Source organism: Vibrio sp. Vb339 (genome assembly GCF_902751245.1).
Classification (GTDB): domain Bacteria; phylum Pseudomonadota; class Gammaproteobacteria; order Enterobacterales; family Vibrionaceae; genus Vibrio; species Vibrio coralliirubri.
The window spans coordinates 1-21,753 of the sequence record NZ_CADDIS010000005.1 but is presented as its reverse complement, the minus strand read 5'-3'; the positions used below and the strand labels follow the sequence as shown (position 1 = coordinate 21,753).

Here is a 21,753-nt window from a genome sequence, read left to right as displayed (position 1 = left end):
CTCTAACCTTAATTATTCTTAACATCTAAAGAGAACATCTCTAATTTCCACTGCTTAGAGCTTCTCTGCAGAGTGACGTATTCTGGATCTATGTTCTTAACTCGGTACCCTCTGATCGTTTCCCCTTGTCCGAGAATCTGACCATTCATAATCGCATAGCAAGGCGTATCTCCCTTACACACGATGCTCTCTAAAGAAGGCAAGCGATAACGAGTTAGTGCTTTCTTAGCAGGCGCCGTTTTCTGTTGAGGTGAAAGCCAGCCTAATGGCGCCGTGGGATCTTGCTCAGCCCACACAAAAGAGCTACTAAATAGCAAGGACAACAAAAGAGTTCTAACCACCGATAAACTCCTGTCTAGTACCTAATGTATAAACCTCAAACACCAGTCGAGCTTTAGGATATTCTTCTACTGAGTATTCAAATGTGCGCCAGTAGTAACTCACAGGTAGAGACTCAAGTGCTTGAAGGTAAGCTGAGATATCAAAGTAACTGCCGGTTAGCTCCATTCTTACAGGGTGAAGAAAGTAGCCTGAATATTCGCTGGTCTCTTTATTGTTCGAAATCGCTTCTGGTTTTAATGACTCTAGCGATTCAAGCTTTAGCCCATTACCGGCGTTAAGAACGCTCTCCAATAACTGCGACATTTGAGAAGGTGTGATTAATCCATCGACAATCTGCGAAAGTTGAAGTGAGAGATCTTGGCTCTCCACCAGCAATTTTTTGTACTCTCGATTAATTTCTTTGTCTGGGTCTTTGTTTAACTTAGCTTGCAGAACAAGTAACTCACCCTGCTGCCTTTGGTTCGATTGAGTCAGGCTGGTCGCCTTGGCATTTTTAGCTTGTAGGTCGAGATACGCAGGCTCAACCAATAAGGTGAACAACAACATCGATAGGCCAACAAATCCACACAAAAAAAGTAGCCATTTTTCTCTTTGACTTAATGCAAGAAACTTATCGCTCAGCTGGTTCCACTGCTGCATTATTTACTCTCCCGACGAGTGCTTAGCTCGAACGTCACCACATCCTGATCATTACGACCAATTTTTAGTTTTTCAAAAGTGCGCCCAACTAAATTAAGCTCACTTTTGAACTGACCAATCCAGTTAGGAACGACATTTGCGTTACGAGCCAAGCCACTAAGATCTAAAGTATCGTGGGTCATGTAGATGTGCGAAAGAGAGATGTCATTTCGGCCTAATTTAGCTAAGGAATTCATGACGCCAGAATACCCGACTTGTTGGGATTCGTCGTATTGCCCAACCGCCTTCAAAGCCTCTTTTTTAGCCTCAGTCTCACGTTTGAGACGCGCAACAGCCGCGACTTTCTCTGGAGACGGTTTATGCTGAGTTAACTTACTATTCAATTGGTTAACTTGCTTGTTAAGTTGATTCGAGTCTTGTTGCAGAGCTGTTAGTTCTTTATCTAGATTAGAGACCTGATACTGCATCGCGAAGTAACCACCAAGCAGCAAAACACAAACTACCCCCCAACTCGCAACAACATTGGTCAGCGTAAAATATTCTTTTTTAGGCTTAAGGTGTTCTGGGTAAAGATTGACCTTAAACGTCTCTTTTTCCGCTGCGAGTTTAACCAACAAACTCTCTGAATTATCACGCTCACCTTCAACCAACAATGAAACTGTCGAGCTCAATGTACTGTTTAAGGCACTTTGTAACTCTGCTTCATCTTCTTCGTCACAACAGATTTTCAACTGGTGAAGCTGGGTGCCTTTAATTTGCGAAGAAAGGTAATCAATCGAGCGTTGAAGCTCTAAAGCGAGACCATCCAACTGCAGAGCACTTGACGCAACCCCAGTTAAAGGTGGGACAACACTGCGGATTGTTCTTTGAAAACAAACGGTATTTTCAACAAACGCACCCAACTTAAAGTGTGAATTGGCGCTGCGCTGCAAAAGAATGAAATTAGACAGTTCGCCAGCGCTGTAACCCCAGATTTCATCTTCAGGAGCAACGCCTATTAATTCAACCTGAGCCGAATTAGCAATATTCAAAAGCTTGTCTAACAGCTTTTTAGGCAGAACGTATACTTGCAGCTTGTTCGACGTTGGTAACGCGACCGCACTCGCGGTAATTTCAGTGACTCTTTCTGAAACAAGATCTTTGAGTAAAAAAGGCAGAGCTACCGACCATTCATTCTCTGGAATGTCCGGTTTCTCAATTTGGTAGGTTTGGTAGTAGTTAGCACAGACAATCAGTTGGACACTATGACTGGTAAACGCCTCACTGCTAAACGATTTTTTTAGCGCACTCTCCCAGTCCCCATTAATCACGGGAATGCTGGCTACTTGAGGCTCTTGTTCTGTCGATGAAATATAAATAGCATCATTGCCCAGCAGGACAACTTGCGAACTACCTTTATTATTCGTTGGCTTTATCTTGTCTAAAATCGCTTTAAAATTCATTCTTAACTACTACTCTTACGCCATCGATTTCTTCGTCCAACTTTGACAACAGATTCCGCTTTCGCGACCTTTTCTGCTTGATTAGGCAAAGGGATAATTTGTTGTTCTTCGTCGAAATATCTCCCTTGATAGCCGTTAATGCCTAACTCTATCAAGGTATTCTTTTCTTGTTTTGTCTCGACTCCAACGGCAATAACTTGAGTTGGAGAATCACCGCACGCCCCAATTAAGCTTCGAACAAACAGTTGGTTCTCATGCCTTTGATCGATTTTCTTAATTAGGCTTCGATGAAGCTTAATATAATTAACCTTCAAATCCTTGATGTAGTGAGTGCTAACAATGGTTCGTCCAGCTTGGCCGACCACAACTTTACACCCTAAACCCCGCAGCATCTTTGCCACCGGTCTCATATAATCAAGATGAGCAATCAAGTGCCCTTCTGGAAACTCAAAAGAAAGCTGAGAGCGGTGTTGAGCAGAAAGCTGTAACAACTCACTCCTAAACCACTTAAAGTGCTGTTTATTAGCAAACGGGGTAACATTCAGATTCACCGAATAGTTGATAGGTTGAGTTGATTCTTTCAGCGATTTCAACACAACCTTTAGCACCGATTGGTCCATTTGAGCTTGGTAACCCACTTGCTCTACCGCAGGCATAAATCGAGACGATTTCAATAAACCTTTATCAGGATCCTGAATTCTAGTAAATATTTCTCTATGTAATTCATTAGCTTGACCAGATTCCGGCATAAGATAACACCGCTGAGCAAAGATTACTAAATTTTCAGGAAGCAGCGCTTTATCAAGTAATGTTCTCCAACGAACACTGCCTCTATCAAGCTCATTCTTATTCTCTTTCGGGTAGCGGCTCCAGTTATTAATACGCTCTAACTGAGCACTCTTTAATGCTGTTTCCGTTTCATCCATGATCTGGCTGTGACGCTCACCTTCGGTATACATGGTCACACCGATATGACACCAGTTATCCGACTCCAAAGGCTCTGGCGGGGTTAGCTTATCTAACTGCCTTAAACACTGAGCAGCTAAGGTCGCAATATCTTTTGCGCCCTGATGAGGGATAAATACAGCAAAGTCCGCTTCGTAATAGCGAGAAAAAATGACATCGGGATAGCGCTGAACGATATTCGACAGTACTTCACCGACTTCAATAATAAAGCCGTCAGTGATTTGCTTATCGTTAGCATCACGAACTTGCTCCCATTCGTCGATACGTATCAGTAACACAGCGCCTCGTGCGCCACTTTCATGCAGTGCCGATTCCAGCTTATTATCGAATAAAACTCGGTTTGCCGTTCCCGTGAGTTTATCTAAGAAGGTATGGGTACGAATAAAGGTATCAAAGCGGCTTCGTTCTTGACGAGCATCTTGCAGCTCTTCAATTAATACATCTAAGGCTTCGCTTGCGGTATAAGGCCACTCTCGCTCATCTCCCTTTGCATGAGCTTCAACCTGACCGGCCAAGATCATTCTTCCTCGCTCTTCCAAAATCTCAGAACCCATGAGTTGCTCTTTCAACCAACGAACACCACGAGCAAGACAGAAAAGGACTAATGCGACAGCTAAAGTAATTGACCACATAGCTTCCATTGAGTAGTTGTAGCCAATATAAGGAGGAAGCGCTTTAAATTCGATTCGGTAGCCTTCATTACGCTCTAAAATGAAGCTTTTCTCATAAAGACGATTGGGATCAATTTGTGGGGAAGTATCTTTGAAACGATAAACGATGCCGGTCTTGTTCGAGAGTTTCATCTCAACAATATTGCTCGCCTGCAACATCTTAGGCATCCAGCGCTGCATTGAATACGCGGCGTCAGGGTCTTCCATCTCTTTATCTACAACGTCGACAATGCCAACCAAATAATGGTCTAAATATTCCTGTCCAATACGCTTAAAGGAAAGTGTGCCACCAATAAAAAGAATGAACATCGCGCTGATCACTATCACGGTGACAAATGCGACCAATCGAGTGCTCAATTTTAGTGTCGGGGTATATCTCATGAATAACGAAATCCTTTTCAACTCACATTATACCGTATTGCTACTTATACTATAAATTGACGTTGTAAATAAAGCGTTAAGAATTGTAGGTAACAAAAAGCCGCGATGAACGCGGCTTTTTCCAATTTAATACTGTCTTTATAATATATTAAAAACAGGGCTTAAAATGGGATGTCATCATCAAAATCCATTGGCGGCTCATTATATTGAGGTTGAGCCTGCTGAGGAGCTTGTTGAGGTGCTTTTGGCTGCTGTTGAGCTGGAGCACTGTATTGTTGCTGCTGTTGTTGTGGCTGCTGTGGCTGACCCCAACCACCTTGCTGTTGGTTGTTACCCATACCTCCTTGAGCAGGAGCACCACCTTGAGCACGGCCGCCAAGCATTTGCATTACACCATTGAAGCCTTGAACAACCACTTCAGTTGTGTAGCGATCTTGACCGCTTTGATCTTGCCATTTACGAGTTTGAAGTTGACCTTCAATGTAAACTTGAGAACCTTTACGTAGGTACTCACCAGCAACTTCCGCTAACTTGCCAAACAGAGCAACACGGTGCCATTCTGTTTTTTCACGCTGCTCGCCAGTTGCTTTATCACGCCATGACTCTGACGTTGCAATGGTAATGTTCGCTACTGCGCCGCCATTTGGCATGTAACGAATTTCAGGGTCATTACCTAGGTTACCCACTAATATAACTTTGTTAACTCCACGGCTAGCCATGATTTGCTCCGTCTAAATTCATAGTCTCAGAAAATTTTAGCGCACAAGAATAGCATGCTTTTCTGCAGTGATAAATCGCATTCCTATTCTCTCCTCACTACAAAGAATAAAAACGTAACAAATCATGATATTCAGAGCGATGTTGCTTTTTTCTCCACTTACAAACCACTCATTTACTTTGATAATTGATATTCAACGCAAGTCACTATTAATGCGCTAGAGAAGCGAAAGCCTGCATGACAACGTGGAATCTAATTCCCCTTAAACAGGACGTTTCAATGAGAAAATCACGATACGCTCGCACTTTGCATTTTCTGTGCATCGACCCAAACGACACCTATCTACATGTAAAAGAGATAGAAAAGCACTTATCTATTATTCTCTACAAAATGACGCCCGACGAATTAATGCTAGTTGATAGAAAGCAGAGTAACCGGATCTTGCTCGTCGATTACAGAGAGGTACAACAACTACTGATTATTTGTCCTAACCTGACTGTTATGTGGAAAAACCATGAGATCATCTTATTCAATGTCCCTCAACAACTTCCGACATCTGAGCTTCTTACCTATGGTGTACTAAAAGGGCTCTTTTACAACACCGATCAAAAGGACAAGATTGCTCGTGGTCTTCAAGAAGTCATAGATGGTGAGAACTGGCTGCCAAGGAAGGTAACCAATCAACTGCTGTTTTATTATCGTAATATGGTCAATACCAACACCACACCAACCAATGTTGATTTAACCATTCGCGAGATTCAGGTGATTCGCTGTCTTCAGTCAGGGTCATCAAACACACAAATCGCCGATGACTTGTTTATTAGTGAGTTCACGGTTAAATCTCACCTTTATCAGATATTCCGTAAGTTAGCGGTCAAAAATAGGGTTCAAGCCATTGCGTGGGCCAACCAGAACCTACTTGCATAATCGATCCGCCTCTTAATCTAACGATAATTTTGAGGGAAGCTCTAGAAAACCATGGCTATTGTTGCTGAATTTTCGACATAACTTGTGCTAGAGTTGCCCTCAGAAATATCAACCACTCAGGTTGAATCAATAATTATTATAGATAAAGGGTCTTATCATGATCAAAAAGTGCCTTTTCCCGGCAGCTGGCTACGGTACACGTTTTTTACCTGCGACTAAGTCAATGCCTAAAGAAATGATGCCTGTAGTAAACAAGCCTCTGATTGAATACGGTGTTGAAGAAGCGATCGAAGCCGGTATGGACGGCATGTGCATCGTTACTGGCCGTGGTAAACATTCACTGATGGATCACTTTGATAAGAACTACGAGCTTGAGCACCAGATTAGCGGAACCAATAAAGAAGACCTATTGATTAATATCCGTGAAACGATTGAAGCGGCAAACTTCACTTACATTCGTCAGCGTGAAATGAAAGGCCTTGGTCATGCTATTTTAACGGGTCGCGAGCTTGTGGGTGATGAACCGTTCGCTGTTGTACTTGCCGATGACCTTTGTGTGAACGAGCAACAAGGTGTATTGGCTCAAATGGTTGCTCTGTACAAACAGTTCCGCTGTTCTATTGTTGCTGTACAAGAAGTTCCTGAAGAAGAAACTCACAAGTACGGTGTTATCTCTGGCGAAATGATCAAAGATGATCTTTTCCGAGTTGATGACATGATAGAGAAGCCAGAGCAAGGCACTGCACCAAGCAACCTAGCGATCATCGGTCGTTATATTCTGACTCCAGATATCTTTGAACTTATCGAGCAGACTGAACCAGGTAAAGGCGGCGAGATCCAGATTACTGATGCATTGCTAAAACAAGCAAAAGCAGGCTGTGTATTAGCTTACAAATTTAAAGGCCAGCGTTTTGACTGTGGCAGTGTTGAAGGCTATATCGAAGCAACAAACTACTGCTTCGAAAACCTATACAAGAAAGACCAGCAGCAAATCGAGCTAGGGAAACACTCGACAAAGAAAGAAGCATAACGACTGGTTTATCACTAACGTTACTGATTTTAGAAAGGGCGACTCTTTGAGTCGCCCTTTTTGTTTACTGTTTTTTTATCCAGTAAAACTTTGCACAAATCTCACTCTATGTAATACTTTAGCCACTTAAAATTACATGGTCTATTGAGATGGATAAAATAGAAATTAGAGGCGCTCGTACGCATAACCTCAAAGACGTTAACCTAACCATTCCACGTGACAAACTGACTGTCATCACCGGATTATCAGGGTCAGGAAAGTCGTCACTTGCGTTTGACACACTCTACGCAGAAGGTCAGCGTCGTTATGTTGAGTCTCTGTCTGCTTACGCTCGTCAATTTCTATCTCTTATGGAAAAGCCTGATGTCGACCATATTGAAGGCCTATCCCCAGCAATCTCAATAGAACAAAAATCGACTTCCCATAACCCTCGTTCAACCGTCGGCACGATTACTGAAGTCTATGACTATCTTAGATTACTGTATGCGCGAGTTGGCGAGCCTCGCTGTCCAGATCACAACATCCCTCTTGCAGCACAAACCATCAGCCAAATGGTCGATAAGGTCTTAGAACTACCTGAAGGTTCAAAGATGATGTTAATGGCACCGATCGTCAAAGAGCGCAAAGGTGAGCATGTTAAGACACTGGAGAACTTAGCTGCGCAAGGCTTTATCCGAGCGCGTATTGATGGTGAGACCTGTGACCTATCCGATCCACCAGCACTTGAACTTCATAAGAAGCACACCATTGAAGTTGTGGTTGACCGATTTAAGGTACGCCCAGATCTACAACAACGCTTGGCTGAATCGTTTGAAACAACACTGGAGCTATCTGGCGGTATCGCTGTCGTCGGCTGGATGGACGAAACGGATCAAGAAGAGATCGTATTCTCTGCTAACTTCGCTTGTCCTAAATGTGGTTACAGCATGCAAGAGCTTGAGCCTCGCCTGTTCTCATTTAATAACCCGGCAGGAGCCTGTGGTACTTGTGATGGTCTTGGTGTTCAACAGTATTTTGATCCAAGCCGAGTGATTTTAGACGAGAACCTAAGCATTGCTGAAGGTGCGATAAAAGGTTGGGATCAAAAAAACTACTACTATTTCCAAATGCTAACATCGCTGTCAGAACATTATGGTTTTGACCTGTATGCACCATTTAATTCTCTACCGAAAAAGACTCAAGAGATCATTCTAAAAGGATCAGGTCGTACTGAAGTGGAATTCAAGTACATCAATGACCGAGGTGATATTCGAGTTAAGCGTCACCCATTCGAGGGAATATTAAATACCTTAGAGCGCCGTTACCGTGATACTGAATCTAGCGCGGTGCGTGAAGACCTTGCCAAATACATCTCAACGAAATCGTGTTCTAGCTGTGATGGCACTCGCTTAAGACTAGAGGCTCGAAATGTTTTCATTGGTGATACAACGCTGCCAGAAATCGTTGAACTTAGCATTGCTGACGCACTACAATTTTTCCAAGAGTTAAAGTTAGACGGTCAGCGTGGGCAGATCGCAGATAAAGTGATGAAAGAGATCAATGATCGTCTGCATTTCTTAGTCAACGTTGGTTTGAACTACCTTAACCTATCACGCAGTGCTGAAACGCTGTCTGGTGGTGAGGCGCAACGTATTCGTTTGGCGAGTCAAATCGGTGCCGGTTTAGTTGGCGTGATGTATGTACTGGATGAGCCATCAATTGGTCTCCACCAGCGCGATAATGAACGTCTATTGCAAACCTTGATTCACCTAAGAGACTTAGGTAATACCGTGCTTGTTGTGGAACATGACGAAGATGCAATTCGTTGTGCTGACCATGTTATCGATATCGGCCCAGGCGCAGGTGTTCATGGTGGTCACGTGGTGGCAGAAGGTACCATGCAAGACATCATCGAAAACCCGAACTCTTTGACAGGCCAATACCTGAGCGGCGCTAAAGAGATTGCAGTGCCAGAAAAGAGAACACCTATCGACAAGAAAAAGGTCGTAGAGATCGTTGGCGCAACAGGGAACAACCTAAAGAATGTCACTGCGACAATTCCTGTTGGCTTGTTCAGTTGTATTACAGGCGTATCAGGTTCGGGTAAATCAACGCTTATCAACGATACCTTCTTTAAAGTCGCCCACACTCAATTAAACGGTGCCACGACTGCAGTTCCAGCACAGCACAAAAAGATTAAAGGGTTAGAACATTTTGATAAGGTAATCGACATAGATCAAAGCCCTATCGGTCGTACACCAAGATCAAACCCTGCAACTTATACAGGAATTTTCACCCCTATCCGTGAGTTATTCGCAGGCACCCAGGAATCACGTTCTCGTGGTTACAAGCCAGGTCGATTCAGTTTTAACGTTCGAGGTGGTCGTTGTGAAGCTTGTCAGGGCGATGGCGTAATCAAGGTAGAGATGCACTTCTTACCCGATGTGTATGTGCCTTGTGATGTGTGTAAAGGTAAGCGCTATAACCGTGAGACTCTAGAGGTCCGCTACAAGGGGAAAACCATTGACGAAGTTCTAGAGATGACTGTGGAAGATGCTCGTGAATACTTCAACCCGGTGCCTGTTATCGCTCGTAAGCTGCAAACTTTAATGGACGTTGGCCTTTCCTACATTCGCCTCGGACAAGCAGCGACAACCTTGTCTGGCGGTGAAGCTCAACGTGTTAAGTTGGCGCGTGAGCTATCGAAACGAGACACGGGAAAAACCTTATACATTCTCGATGAGCCAACCACAGGCCTTCATTTCCACGATATCCAGCAGCTACTGACGGTATTACATAGACTGCGTGATCACGGTAATACAGTGGTCGTGATTGAGCACAACCTAGATGTCGTTAAAACAGCAGACTGGATCCTAGATCTCGGCCCTGAAGGTGGTCAAGGTGGTGGTGAGATTGTTGCAGAAGGTACACCTGAAGATGTGGCGTTAGTCGAAGGTTCACACACTGCTCGCTTCCTTAAGCCTATGTTAAATTTGAAGTAGGTGTAAAATAGCGCCCTGCGAGCAGACAGAAAAATGTTAAAGTAACAGAGCTTGTTTCAGAAGGAACAAGCTCTGTTTTTATAAGGTTAGGGATTTATGGCAACAATACACACTAGCGGTACCCAGCTAGAAGATCAGGTCACTCAGCTACCACTCAACAAAGCATTTCTGGCTTCTTTAGCTGTTGTATTCTTGTTAGCTATGCATTTTTTCATGCCTAATCCTGGAGGCTCGGGGCTTGCTCTATCCTTTAACCCTACCACTTGGCTGGCGCTAAGCTTCACACTAGCGATTGGCTTTTACCAACTCGCGACCAATCGAGTACTCAAGTATTCCAAATTAACGATTGGTTTGTTGATTAGCTGCATCATACTCACGCTACCTATTTTATACAGTAATGCAGCTCCTCAAGGAGCCTCTGGACGCTTGCTTGGATTATGGGCTGGCTTTGCATTATTCGTCGTGCTGCAGCAATTTAAGTTCAGCAATAAACACAAGCAGCGAATGCTATGGTTCATTGTGCTGGCTGTGGTTATACAAGCACTATTTGGCTATGTGCAATATTTCTTATTAGAACCTGGCAACCTATTTGGCTACAACACTGCTGCAAACCGACCATATGGGATATTCCAACAACCGAATGTAATGGCAAGCTTTCTTGCTACTGGTTTTGTGCTGTCCGCTTACCTTTTAGCAAGACAGCCAGCTAAATATAATCACAAAATTAGCGAGTCATTCCTACTGTATTTAACTCCAACCTTAACCGTGCCATTGCTTATCATCATCGCATCACGCACAGGGTGGTTGGCAGCACTCATCGGGTTTGTATGTATTCTGCCTTACCTTTACAAATTCTCGACCAAGAAACGCTTCTACGGATGGTGCGCATCAGTGCTCGTCGGTGTCGTCATCGCTTTTTCGGTGATCAGCCTCAGTGCGACTGATAGCCTCGCAAGTAAAAGAGCTAACTTAGAAAGCCCACGAGCTTATACGTTCCCACAAGCTCTAGATATGATGATCGAAAAGCCATTCACAGGTTATGGTTACGGGAATTTTGAGTCGGAATACACGCTATATACGGCTCGCCAACATCAACTCAACTCGAACTATCACCCAGGTCTTCCTTCAATGGATCATCCGCACAATGAGTTCCTATTTTGGGGAGTGGAAGGGGGAATAGTACCAATCATAGGGATCTTGATTGCTGCAATATTGGTGATGTCACGCATAGCAAGTTCTGCAAAGGGAACGCGTCTAGCCCTCCTCGCCTTATTTATCCCGATCCTGTTGCACTCTCAACTTGAGTATCCTTTTTACCACTCGGCCATTCACTGGATAACATTCATTATATTGATTTACTGGGTAGATCAGCGCTCTTCCCGACATTATCAACAGCCGTTCAGCATCATCAGTAAAACCCTGTTTAGAGTGTCGAGCTTAGTGATACCTATCTTGGTCAGTTTTTATATGTTGAGCGCTCTACATACCAACTATGTACTGACTAAGTTTGAACTGTCTAAGCCTAAAAACCCGGACATTCTTAAGCAGGTAACGAACCCAGTGGTGTGGAAAGATCGCTACGACTGGGACATATACAGCACTTACCTTAATATTGGTCTCTACAAAGCAGACCCGAGCCTTATACAGCCTTACATCGATTGGTCACTGGAGATCATAAAGAGCAAACCAAGACCGGCTTTCTACAGCAATCTGATTCTGGCGTATCAAGGCCTAGGTGAAGAAAGTAAGGCAGAGCAAATTCGTAGCGAAGCGAACTTTTTATTCCCTAACAGAGACTTTTCGAAGGTTCAGTATAAGAAAGTGTCACAGGCAGAAGATAACGTTTCGTCTGCAGAATAATGTTAAGAATTCGCAACGCAAGCTTCACTTAGTAGGCAGTAGGAGCTTGGGGTAGATACAAAAAAGCGCACGATCTCTCGTGCGCTTTTCTTTTTAATTTCAGTTCATTGTAGCTACCGTAAAACATCTTTTAGTGCTTTTAGACACAACGCGACATTCTCTTTACGAGCGCCGTAACCCATCAGGCCGATACGCCATGCCTTACCAGCCAAAGATCCCAGCCCTGCACCGATTTCAAGATTGTATTCTTCTAAAAGCTGCGTTCTGATCTTAGCTTCATCAATTCCTTCAGGGAAATAAAGTGCGTTCAGCTGCGGCAAGCGGCTATCTTCATCAACCACAAATTTTAACCCTAGAGCTTCTACACCTTCTTTAAGCTCTTGGTGCATCGCATGATGACGAGACCACGCATTATCTAGGCCTTCATTTTTCAACAAAACCAGCGACTCATGCAGAGCATAAAGGCTGTTCACGGGTGCGGTATGGTGGTAGCTACGCTTACCTTCTCCACTCCAGTAACCTAATACTAAACTTTGATCCAAAAACCAGCTTTGCACTGGCGCTTGGCGGGCTTTCATTTTATTAACCGCACGCTGAGAGAAAGTCACCGGAGATAGCCCTGGCACACAAGACAGACACTTTTGGCTACCAGAATAAACCGCATCAAGCTGCCACTCATCAACCAGCAATGGCACACCACCTAATGATGTCACCGCATCAACAATCGTTAACGCATCAAACTGACGAGCGACAGCAGAGATAGCTTGAGCATCAGATAACGCTCCGGTTGATGTCTCTGCATGCACAAATGCAACAGCAACGGCATCGGGGTTTTCTGCCAATGCTTGTTCTACCTTTTCAACTGAAACGGGCTTACCCCACTCGTCATCAACAAGGATGGCTTCGCCACCACAACGCACCACGTTTTCTCGCATACGCTCACCGAAGACACCGTTACGACAAACAATCACCTTTTCACCAGGCTCAATCAAGTTAACAAAACAGGTCTCCATACCAGCACTGCCCGGTGCAGAAACGGCAATCGTAAATTCGTTTTCAGTCTGAAAAGCGTATTTAAGAAGCTGTTTAAGCTCGTCCATCATCGCAATAAACAGCGGATCTAGGTGACCTATGGTTGGACGACTCAAAGCCTGCAGCACTTGAGGCGAGATATCAGAAGGACCTGGTCCCATTAACGTTCGGTGTGGTGGATAAAAGCTATCGATAGCAGTAGTGAGTGTTAAATTAGACATGTACATCCCTTACGTTAATATTGTGAACAATCCACCCTAAAGCAAATTGATTACCTCAGCAATTAGCCATAAGTATTGAGGTCAAATCACTGTCACATAATTGTTAAAATTATTTTTCAATTATCTCAAGTTACGGATTGACATTGTGACCACAAAAACGTTCAATGAAATGGCTATCTAGCAGAAGAGGAGCACTGCCCAGGCAGATGTTTTGTGGAACCGCATTTCCAATACAAAACATTTATGGGGAGCAGTGCCGAGATAATAAAAGGATGCAGGACCTTTATTATCGGTTGAGCGGGCTGAATCCCTTCAACTGTCGCCATTTCTATATGGTGAAGAGCTTCTGAGGTTACTATTCTAATAATTCCTCTCTTTTTGCTCTAAAACTCTCTTCGAAAAACATCGGACGTTGGATTACCCAACCGTAATTTTATTTTAGGAAGTCGTGGGAGATATATCGTGAGTGCATCTAATGTAGCTGGTTCTTTTAATGTCGCTAAGTTTGGTGGAACAAGTGTTGCCAACTTTGAAGCAATGAGCCGTTGTGCTGCCATTATTGAAAACAACTCAAACACGAAACTGGTCGTGAGTAGTGCATGCTCTGGTGTCACTAACTTGCTGGTTGAACTGGCAAATGGTGTTCAAGACAAAGCTCGTCGTCAGGAACTAATGGCGCAATTAGCGGATATTCATAACGCAATTCTTGACCAACTCGCAGACCCAATCAGCATCGAAAAAGAAGTTCACAGCATTCTTGATGACATTGCAAGCGCTGCAGAGGCTGCATCATTCCAAACAAGCACTAAACTGACCGATCACCTTGTCGCATGTGGCGAGTTGATGTCGACACACATCTTGGCTCAGATCATCCGTGAACGAGGCACTCCTGCTGTTCGCTTTGATATAAGAGATGTGATGCGCACTAATGATGATTTTGGTAAAGCCGAACCTCAACTAAAAGATATTGTCGCTCTAGCGCAACAGAAACTGATTCCACTTTGCCAACAACAAGTTGTCGTTACACAAGGTTTTATCGGTGCTGATAGCGAAGGCAACACCACGACTTTAGGCCGCGGTGGCAGTGATTACTCAGCAGCATTGATTGCCGAATCTGTACAGGCGATTGGCTTAGAAATCTGGACGGATGTTCCGGGTATCTACACCACTGACCCTCGTATTGCACCTAAAGCTTCTCCTATCCCAGAGATCAGCTTTAGTGAAGCGTCGGAAATGGCAAACTTTGGTGCGAAGATCTTGCACCCATCAACTCTAGTACCTGCACTACGCCACCAAATACCGGTATTTGTCGGCTCTTCTAAAGCGCCAGAGTTAGGTGGAACTTGGATTCGCCAACAAGTTGAGAGCTCCCCTCTATTTAGAGCGCTTGCCCTACGCTGCAACCAAACTATGGTTACGCTACGCAGTGCTAACATGTTCCATGCCTATGGCTTCTTGGCAAAGGTATTCGAGATCCTTGCTAAGCATAAGATCTCAGTCGATCTTATCACCACCTCAGAGATCAGTGTGTCACTCACTCTCGATCAAACAGACACATCTGGTGGTGCTCCGGAGTTACCTGAAGCCGCTCGCCTCGAGCTTGAAGAACTGTGTTCTGTTGATATTGAGCACGACCTATGCCTTGTTGCGCTTATTGGTAACAACATGAGCGAAAGCAAAGGCTATGCGAAACAGGTATTCGGCACTCTTGAAGATTTCAACCTACGCATGATTTGTTACGGAGCAAGCCCACACAACCTGTGTTTCTTGTTGAATGAGTCTGTTTCTAAGCTGGCGATTCAGAAACTTCATCAAGAATTATTTGAGTAGAAAGTCCGTTTATCATCGACAGATAAATAACTAAGTCACCGATACAAAAAGGGTTGCAATTAAGCAACCCTTTCTCTTTTTTACTATACGAATCAAAGCTCGTCGTAGATTCAAACTAGTTAATGTTTGGACCTAACCACTTCTCGGCTTCTAACATATCCCAACCTTTGCGGTCAGCATAGCTATCCACTTGATCCTGCTGAATCTGTGCAATAGCAAAGTATCTAGCATCAGGGTGTGAGAAATACATACCAGACACTGAGGCACCAGGCCACATCGCGTAGCTTGTCGTTAATGACATATCAATTGCCTTTTCAACGTCCATCAGCTCCCACAACGTACCTTTCTCTGTATGCTCTGGGCAAGCAGGGTAACCTGGAGCTGGACGAATACCTTGGTATTTCTCTCGAATCAAATCGTCGTTAGACAAATCCTCATCTGGTGAGTAGCCCCAAATGTCCTTTCTCACTTCTTTATGCAAGTATTCAGCGAACGCTTCAGCCAATCGGTCAGCAACCGCCTGAATCATAATTGCGTTGTAGTCATCGCCTTTCGCTTTGTATTCATCAGCCAGCTCGCGCTCACCAATACCACCCGTCACCGCAAAGCCACCAATCCAGTCCGCTTTACCACTTTCTTTTGGCGCAATGTAATCTGACAGGCAATAGTTAAAGCCTTTTGGTTTCTCTGTTTGTTGACGAAGATTGTGTAGAACTTTTAGAACTTCGGTACGAGATTCATCGGTATACACCTCAATATCATCACCAACACTGTTCGCTGGGAACATGGCACACATGCCACGCGCTTCAAGCAGCTTCTCTTTCTCTACACGATCCAGTAAATCATTGGCATCTTTGAATAAACGTTTTGCTTCTTCACCCACTTCTTCATGGTCCAAAATAGCTGGGTACTTACCAACCAATGACCATGTCATAAAGAATGGAGTCCAATCGATGTACTGACGCAGAGTAGCTACATCAAAATCATTGAAGATGTGAACTCCCGGTTTAGCGGGTGCCGGTGGCGTATACGCGTCCCAATCGATAACGACTTTATTGGCACGAGCTCTCTCTAGTGTGACCGGCTTGGTGCGCGGCTTCTTACGATTGTGCTGATCTCGAACGCGGTCGTAATCGATATCCAGCTTCTCAACGAAAGCGGGCTTCAATTCATCAGAAAGTAGTGAAGTACAAACACCCACAGCACGCGAGGCATTATTTACGTATACAACAGGTTCTGAATAATTCTGTTCAATCTTAACAGCTGTGTGAGCTTTAGATGTGGTTGCACCGCCAATCAGAAGAGGCAGCTTAAAACCCTGTCTCTCCATCTCTTTAGCAACATGTACCATTTCATCAAGAGACGGTGTAATCAGTCCAGACAGGCCAATAATGTCGACATTCTCTTCTTTGGCTACCTTGAGAATCTTCTCGCAAGAAACCATGACACCCAGATCGATAATCTCGTAGTTATTACATTGTAAAACCACACCAACGATATTTTTACCGATATCGTGAACGTCACCTTTAACGGTCGCTAACAAAATCTTACCGTTAGTTGCGCCCACTTCTTTGGATGCATTAATGAATGGTTCTAAGTGGGCAACGGCCTGCTTCATCACACGCGCAGACTTTACAACCTGTGGTAAGAACATCTTACCTTCACCAAACAGGTCACCAACAACGTTCATGCCGTCCATTAGAGGACCTTCAATCACTTCAATAGGACGAGAAGCATTAACGCGAGCTTCTTCGGTATCTTCAACAATAAAGTCGGTGATACCTTTTACCAAAGAGTGCTCCAAACGCTTCTCTACAGGCCAAGTTCGCCACTCTAATGCAGATTTATCTTCAACCTTACCAACAGCACGCTCTAGGTATTCGGTCGCCATATCCAGCAATCGTTCAGTCGAATCGTCACGACGGTTTAGTACGACATCTTCAACAGCATCACGCAGATCTTCTGGAACATTATCGTAAATCTCCAACTGACCAGCGTTTACAATGCCCATATCCATACCGTTTTTAAAACAGTGATATAGGAACACCGCGTGAATAGCCTCACGGACGTAGTTATTACCGCGGAATGAGAATGAAACATTCGACACACCGCCAGAGATCATCGCATGCGGGAGATCGCGTTTGATGTCCCCTACCGCCTCAATGAAATCAACCGCATAGTTATTATGCTCATCGATACCAGTAGCCACTGCGAAAATGTTCGGGTCAAAAATAATATCTTCTGGCGGGAAACCGACTTCATCAACAAGAATGTTGTAGGCATTGGTACAGATCTCAACTTTACGTTCTCGAGTATCAGCCTGCCCGACTTCATCGAACGCCATCACGATGACAGCAGCACCATAACGACGAACTAATTTGGCTTGCTCAACAAACTTCTCTTTGCCTTCTTTTAGAGAGATGGAGTTAACGATGCCTTTGCCTTGAATACACTTTAGGCCAGCTTCGATAACTTCCCACTTAGAAGAATCGACCATAACAGGTACTTTCGAGATTTCAGGTTCTGAAGCACATAGATTCAGGAATTTAACCATACACGCCTCGGCGTCTAGCATCCCTTCATCCATGTTGATATCGATAATTTGAGCACCATTCTCGACTTGCTCTCGAGCTACACTCAACGCTTCGTCGTAGAGCTCTTCTTTGATAAGGCGCTTAAAGCGTGCAGAGCCGGTAACATTGGTCCGCTCACCTACATTCACGAACAAAGATTCTTTAGCTATCGTCAGTGGCTCTAGTCCCGAAAGACGACAAGAAACTGGTAAGTCTGGCAATTGACGCGGCGTTACACCTTCAACGGCCTCAGCCATTTGACGGATATGCTCTGGAGTAGTACCACAACACCCACCAATTAGGTTCAAGAAGCCACTTTCAGCCCACTCTTTAACATGTTCAGCCATATCCTCAGGAGAAAGGTCATACTCACCAAATGCATTAGGCAAACCCGCATTAGGGTGAGCAGAAACATTGCACTCTGAGATACGAGACATCTCGCCAACATACTCTCGTAGTTCGTCAGGGCCTAATGCACAGTTCAATCCAAATGAGATAGGTTTTACATGACGAAGGGCGTTGTAGAATGCTTCTGTCGTCTGTCCTGAAAGGGTACGACCTGAAGCATCAGTGATGGTACCGGAAATCATCACTGGCAGACTGGTACCTACTTCTTCGAAAACAGATTCAACCGCAAAAGCACACGCTTTTGCGTTTAACGTATCGAAGATAGTTTCAATAAGTATTAAGTCTGAACCGCCCTTAATGAGCGCGCGAGTCGATTCAGAATAAGCTTCAACCAGTTCGTCAAAGCTAACATTACGGTAACCAGGATCGTTTACATCAGGGGATATAGAACAAGTTCGGTTGGTTGGACCCAATACACCCGCTACGAAGCGAGGCTTATCTGGGGTCTTTGCGGTCCATTCATCAGCTGCTTCACGAGCAAGCTTGGCAGCAGAAAAGTTAATTTCTTCACTAAGGCTTTCCATATCATAGTCGGCCATAGCGATGGTTGTAGCGTTAAAGGTATTGGTTTCGAGGATGTCAGCCCCAGCTTCCAAGTATTCTGAATGGATATCTTTGATAAGCTTAGGCTGTGTAAGAACTAAAAGGTCATTGTTGCCCTTTAAGTCACTGTGCCAATTAGCAAAGCGTTCACCACGATAGTCTTGCTCTTCCAATTTATAATCCTGAATCATGGTGCCCATGCCACCATCAATCAGTAAAATTCGTTGCTTCAACAGAGCGTCAATCTTTTGCCTTACATTACTTCCCACGGTACAACCTCATTCCTTTAATTATCCGTCCATCCTATCACACATTAAAAAGGAGTCTAGACGTCTAAAAAAGGAAATTGATTACCGACTCATGACAAAAAAATGTTTGCTATTTGAGCATGAGACAACGAAAATTCATATTCATACTTTGTTACATGTTGGAATCCCAATGTCGGTCTATTACACCTTATGCTTCTTGTCCGCTGCAGCCATGCTTATTGCTTTCGTGAATACCAAAATTGGTAAAATGCAGACAACCATCGCCATCACAGCTGGCTCAATGATGTTATCTCTATTGATTATCATTGCGGGACAAAACAATTGGTTCCAATTGGCTGACATCGCCTCAGAAACCGTTGCCAGTATCAACTTTGAAGATTTCTTACTTAAGGGAATCTTGGGGTTCTTGCTCTTTGCCGGTGGTTTGGGGATTAAATTACCAAACCTAAAAGACCAGAAGTGGGAAATAACAGTACTCGCATTAGGTGCAACGCTGTTTTCAACATTCTTTATCGGTTTTGTGCTGTACGGGTTCTGCCAGTTCATCGGTATTCAATTTGATCTAATTTACTGCCTACTGTTTGGCTCTCTAATCTCCCCTACCGATCCCATTGCCGTGCTAGCCATCGTAAAGAAACTCGATGCGCCAAGACGAATCTCTACTCAAATCGAGGGAGAGTCTCTATTTAACGATGGTTTTGGTTTGGTTATCTTCGTAACCTTATTTACTATCGCATTCGGTACAGAAGCACCGACTGTCGGTAGTGTCACCATGTTATTCGTTCAAGAGGCGATTGGCGGCATTGTCTACGGTTTTGTTTTAGGTCTCGTATTCCACTACCTAATCAGCAACACCGATGACCACTCTATGGAGTTGCTATTAACCATCGGCATCCCAACTGCTGGTTATGCATTTGCTGAAGTTCTACATGTATCAGGGCCATTAGCGATGGTGGTATCAGGTATCATGATTGGTAACTGGACTCGCTTTATCGGATTCTCAAAAGAGAGTGAAGATCACCTAGATCATTTCTGGGAATTGATAGATGAATTCTTAAACGGCGTATTATTCCTATTAATTGGTATGTCGATGCTGTTATTCAAATTCCACCAAGAAGACTGGATCTTAATGGCGTTCGCAGTCCCTCTAGTATTGAGTGCACGCTACTTGAGTGTTTTCTTGTCTTATATCGGATTTAAACGCTTTAGAACTTACAACCCGTGGTCGATTAAGATTCTAACTTGGGGTGGTTTACGCGGTGGCTTAGCTTTAGCAATGGCGCTTTCAATCCCTTCAGGTATCTGGGTAATTGAAGACAAAGCAATAGATGTAAAAGAGATAATCCTTGTCATGACATACGCCGTTGTTGTGTTCTCTATTCTGGTTCAAGGCTCAACAATCACTCCTATGATAGAGAAAGCAAAACAAGCAGAGAAAGAGCTAGATTAACACCTAGATAGATCAACCAAGGCCGCCTACTTTAGGTGGCCTTTTTTATACCTAATGGAAGTCAAACTCACCAATTTCCAAAATGAAGCTATCGCTGAAAAGCATACATGGAACATAGAGCTCATATAGATATTTGATACCACTATTAGAGTAATCGAAAGCCTTAATGTGGGTGACCAGAACTCTTTAAGGAGCTTAAGTCATACAGACAATTAGTTCTTCTGCCCACTCGCTAGTCTACCCAATAACCCACTCTCAAGTTATATAAGCTTCAATCGAAAGGCTCCACCTTTCACCTGGAAACAAAAATAACGGGACTCAACGTCTCGCTAGAATAGCGTTAGTTATTAACTAGCAGAACTACAGAGCAAAATGAGTGTTGAGTAGATAGAAATAACTAAAGGAGCACTTGGTGGTTCCAGCGTTACTTCTAAAGATGACAGGAATAATAAAGGCTCTAGCATTTCTACCAAGACGCGCAGTCTAGAGCTTTAAATATTGAAGGATTCGAATGAGCCGGCACTCCGGAGATTCGACCGCGCAGGTGAGCTAGGAGCGCCTAGTTATCCCAACATAACTTCGCAGAAGCCGCGGATGTAAAAAAGCCCCAGCATTTCTGCTAGAGCCTTAAATATGGCAGGGGTGGAGAGATTCGAACTCCCAACACGCGGATTTGGAATCCGCTGCTCTGCCAATTGGAGCTACACCCCTAAAACTTTCATTACTTCAGATTCGAAAAAACCTCGCACTAGGCGAGGTTATCGAATAAGTGGCGGAGTGGACGGGACTCGAACCCGCGACCCCCGGCGTGACAGGCCGGTATTCTAACCAACTGAACTACCACTCCGCAGTGGTCAACTCACTAAGTGAGCGTCCATATCTCCAGGTTGGTCAACCTAAAGATTTAATTTAAAGCCTGGCGATGTCCTACTCTCACATGGGGAAACCCCACACTACCATCGGCGCTATTGTGTTTCACTTCTGAGTTCGGCATGGAATCAGGTGGGTCCACAATGCTATGGTCGCCAAGCAAATTTTAAAATTCGGAAAGCTGTTAAATTCTCTTCAAACTCATTCAAGCGTTTGGTATTTCTTTGAGTCCACAAAACCCCTTGGGTGTTGTATGGTTAAGCCTCACGGGCAATTAGTACAGGTTAGCTCAATGCCTCGCAGCACTTACACACCCTGCCTATCAACGTCGTAGTCTACGACAACCCTTTAGGACRCTTATAGYGCCAGGGAAAACTCATCTCAAGGCTCGCTTCCCGCTTAGATGCTTTCAGCGGTTATCGATTCCGAACTTAGCTACCGGGCAATGCCATTGGCATGACAACCCGAACACCAGAGGTTCGTCCACTCCGGTCCTCTCGTACTAGGAGCAGCCCCTTTCAATTTTCCAACGCCCACGGCAGATAGGGACCGAACTGTCTCACGACGTTCTAAACCCAGCTCGCGTACCACTTTAAATGG

Annotated in this window: 13 protein-coding genes, 2 tRNA genes, 2 rRNA genes and 1 riboswitch; of the genes, 6 read left to right on the top strand and 11 right to left on the bottom strand. The window is 44.2% G+C overall.

The window, feature by feature from the left end; all coding sequences use genetic code 11:
- Positions 1-8: 8 nt before the first annotated feature.
- The 5 genes from HRQ85_RS19510 to HRQ85_RS19490 all read right to left on the bottom strand — a co-directional run bounded on the left by HRQ85_RS19510 (position 9) and on the right by HRQ85_RS19490 (position 5,160).
- The gene (locus tag HRQ85_RS19510; RefSeq protein WP_172380413.1) at positions 9-341 is read right to left on the bottom strand and encodes an MSHA biogenesis protein MshK; all 333 of its coding nucleotides are present in this window, start codon (positions 339-341) and stop codon (positions 9-11) included.
- The gene (gene pilO / locus HRQ85_RS19505) at positions 334-981 is read right to left on the bottom strand and encodes a type 4a pilus biogenesis protein PilO (protein WP_172380412.1); all 648 of its coding nucleotides are present in this window, start codon (positions 979-981) and stop codon (positions 334-336) included. Before pilO ends, HRQ85_RS19510 begins: the two co-directional genes overlap by 8 nt.
- Positions 981-2,423, bottom strand: coding sequence for an MSHA biogenesis protein MshI (locus HRQ85_RS19500; protein WP_172380411.1), 1,443 nt, complete (start codon positions 2,421-2,423; stop codon positions 981-983). Before HRQ85_RS19500 ends, pilO begins: the two co-directional genes overlap by 1 nt.
- 2 nt (positions 2,424-2,425) lie before the next feature.
- Positions 2,426-4,441 carry an RNase E specificity factor CsrD gene (gene csrD, locus HRQ85_RS19495; RefSeq protein WP_172380410.1) on the bottom strand — a complete coding sequence of 672 codons (2,016 nt, stop codon included), beginning with the start codon at positions 4,439-4,441 and terminating at the stop codon, positions 2,426-2,428.
- A 161-nt stretch (positions 4,442-4,602) separates the two neighbouring features.
- Complete coding sequence (locus HRQ85_RS19490; RefSeq protein ID WP_017061342.1) at positions 4,603-5,160, bottom strand: single-stranded DNA-binding protein; 558 nt, start codon at positions 5,158-5,160, stop codon at positions 4,603-4,605.
- A gap of 278 nt (positions 5,161-5,438) precedes the next feature.
- On the opposite strand from HRQ85_RS19490, the gene HRQ85_RS19485 reads away from it, so the two are divergent.
- The 4 genes from HRQ85_RS19485 to HRQ85_RS19470 all read left to right on the top strand — a co-directional run bounded on the left by HRQ85_RS19485 (position 5,439) and on the right by HRQ85_RS19470 (position 11,957).
- On the top strand, positions 5,439-6,086 hold the full coding sequence (locus tag HRQ85_RS19485; protein ID WP_172380409.1) for a LuxR C-terminal-related transcriptional regulator: 648 nt from the start codon (positions 5,439-5,441) through the stop codon (positions 6,084-6,086).
- 157 nt (positions 6,087-6,243) lie between these two features.
- Entirely contained in the window at positions 6,244-7,116 is an 873-nt protein-coding gene (galU, locus tag HRQ85_RS19480; RefSeq protein WP_052880156.1) for a UTP--glucose-1-phosphate uridylyltransferase GalU, read from the top strand.
- Between the two features lie 149 nt (positions 7,117-7,265).
- Complete coding sequence (uvrA, locus tag HRQ85_RS19475) at positions 7,266-10,097, top strand: excinuclease ABC subunit UvrA (RefSeq protein WP_122082109.1); 2,832 nt, start codon at positions 7,266-7,268, stop codon at positions 10,095-10,097.
- Between the two features lie 96 nt (positions 10,098-10,193).
- Entirely contained in the window at positions 10,194-11,957 is a 1,764-nt protein-coding gene (locus tag HRQ85_RS19470) for a PglL family O-oligosaccharyltransferase (protein ID WP_172380408.1), read from the top strand.
- Between the two features lie 113 nt (positions 11,958-12,070).
- On the opposite strand, the gene HRQ85_RS19465 is transcribed toward HRQ85_RS19470, so the two are convergent.
- Positions 12,071-13,210, bottom strand: a complete 1,140-nt coding sequence (locus tag HRQ85_RS19465; RefSeq protein WP_172380407.1) for a pyridoxal-phosphate-dependent aminotransferase family protein — start codon at positions 13,208-13,210, stop codon at positions 12,071-12,073.
- A 176-nt stretch (positions 13,211-13,386) separates the two neighbouring features.
- Positions 13,387-13,564: riboswitch (Lysine riboswitch) on the top strand.
- Positions 13,565-13,672: 108 nt separating this feature from the next.
- Between HRQ85_RS19465 and lysC the strand changes: the two genes are divergently transcribed.
- Complete coding sequence (gene lysC, locus HRQ85_RS19460) at positions 13,673-15,040, top strand: lysine-sensitive aspartokinase 3 (protein ID WP_172380406.1); 1,368 nt, start codon at positions 13,673-13,675, stop codon at positions 15,038-15,040.
- 115 nt (positions 15,041-15,155) lie between these two features.
- On the opposite strand, the gene metH is transcribed toward lysC, so the two are convergent.
- Positions 15,156-18,833 carry a methionine synthase gene (metH, locus tag HRQ85_RS19455; RefSeq protein ID WP_172380405.1) on the bottom strand — a complete coding sequence of 1,226 codons (3,678 nt, stop codon included), beginning with the start codon at positions 18,831-18,833 and terminating at the stop codon, positions 15,156-15,158.
- A gap of 169 nt (positions 18,834-19,002) precedes the next feature.
- Here metH and HRQ85_RS19450 point away from each other — a divergent pair, with 169 nt between their 5' ends.
- Positions 19,003-20,283, top strand: a complete 1,281-nt coding sequence (locus HRQ85_RS19450) for a cation:proton antiporter (RefSeq protein WP_017061334.1) — start codon at positions 19,003-19,005, stop codon at positions 20,281-20,283.
- Positions 20,284-20,917: 634 nt separating this feature from the next.
- Here the strand turns inward: HRQ85_RS19450 and HRQ85_RS19445 are convergent.
- From HRQ85_RS19445 to HRQ85_RS19430, 4 genes are all read right to left on the bottom strand, one after another.
- A tRNA-Trp gene (locus HRQ85_RS19445) sits at positions 20,918-20,994 on the bottom strand.
- A 59-nt stretch (positions 20,995-21,053) separates the two neighbouring features.
- Positions 21,054-21,130: transfer RNA gene (locus HRQ85_RS19440), tRNA-Asp, on the bottom strand.
- Positions 21,131-21,197: 67 nt separating this feature from the next.
- Positions 21,198-21,313, bottom strand: a 5S ribosomal RNA gene (rrf, locus tag HRQ85_RS19435).
- A gap of 93 nt (positions 21,314-21,406) precedes the next feature.
- Positions 21,407-21,753 (bottom strand): 23S ribosomal RNA (locus HRQ85_RS19430); the annotation flags it as partial.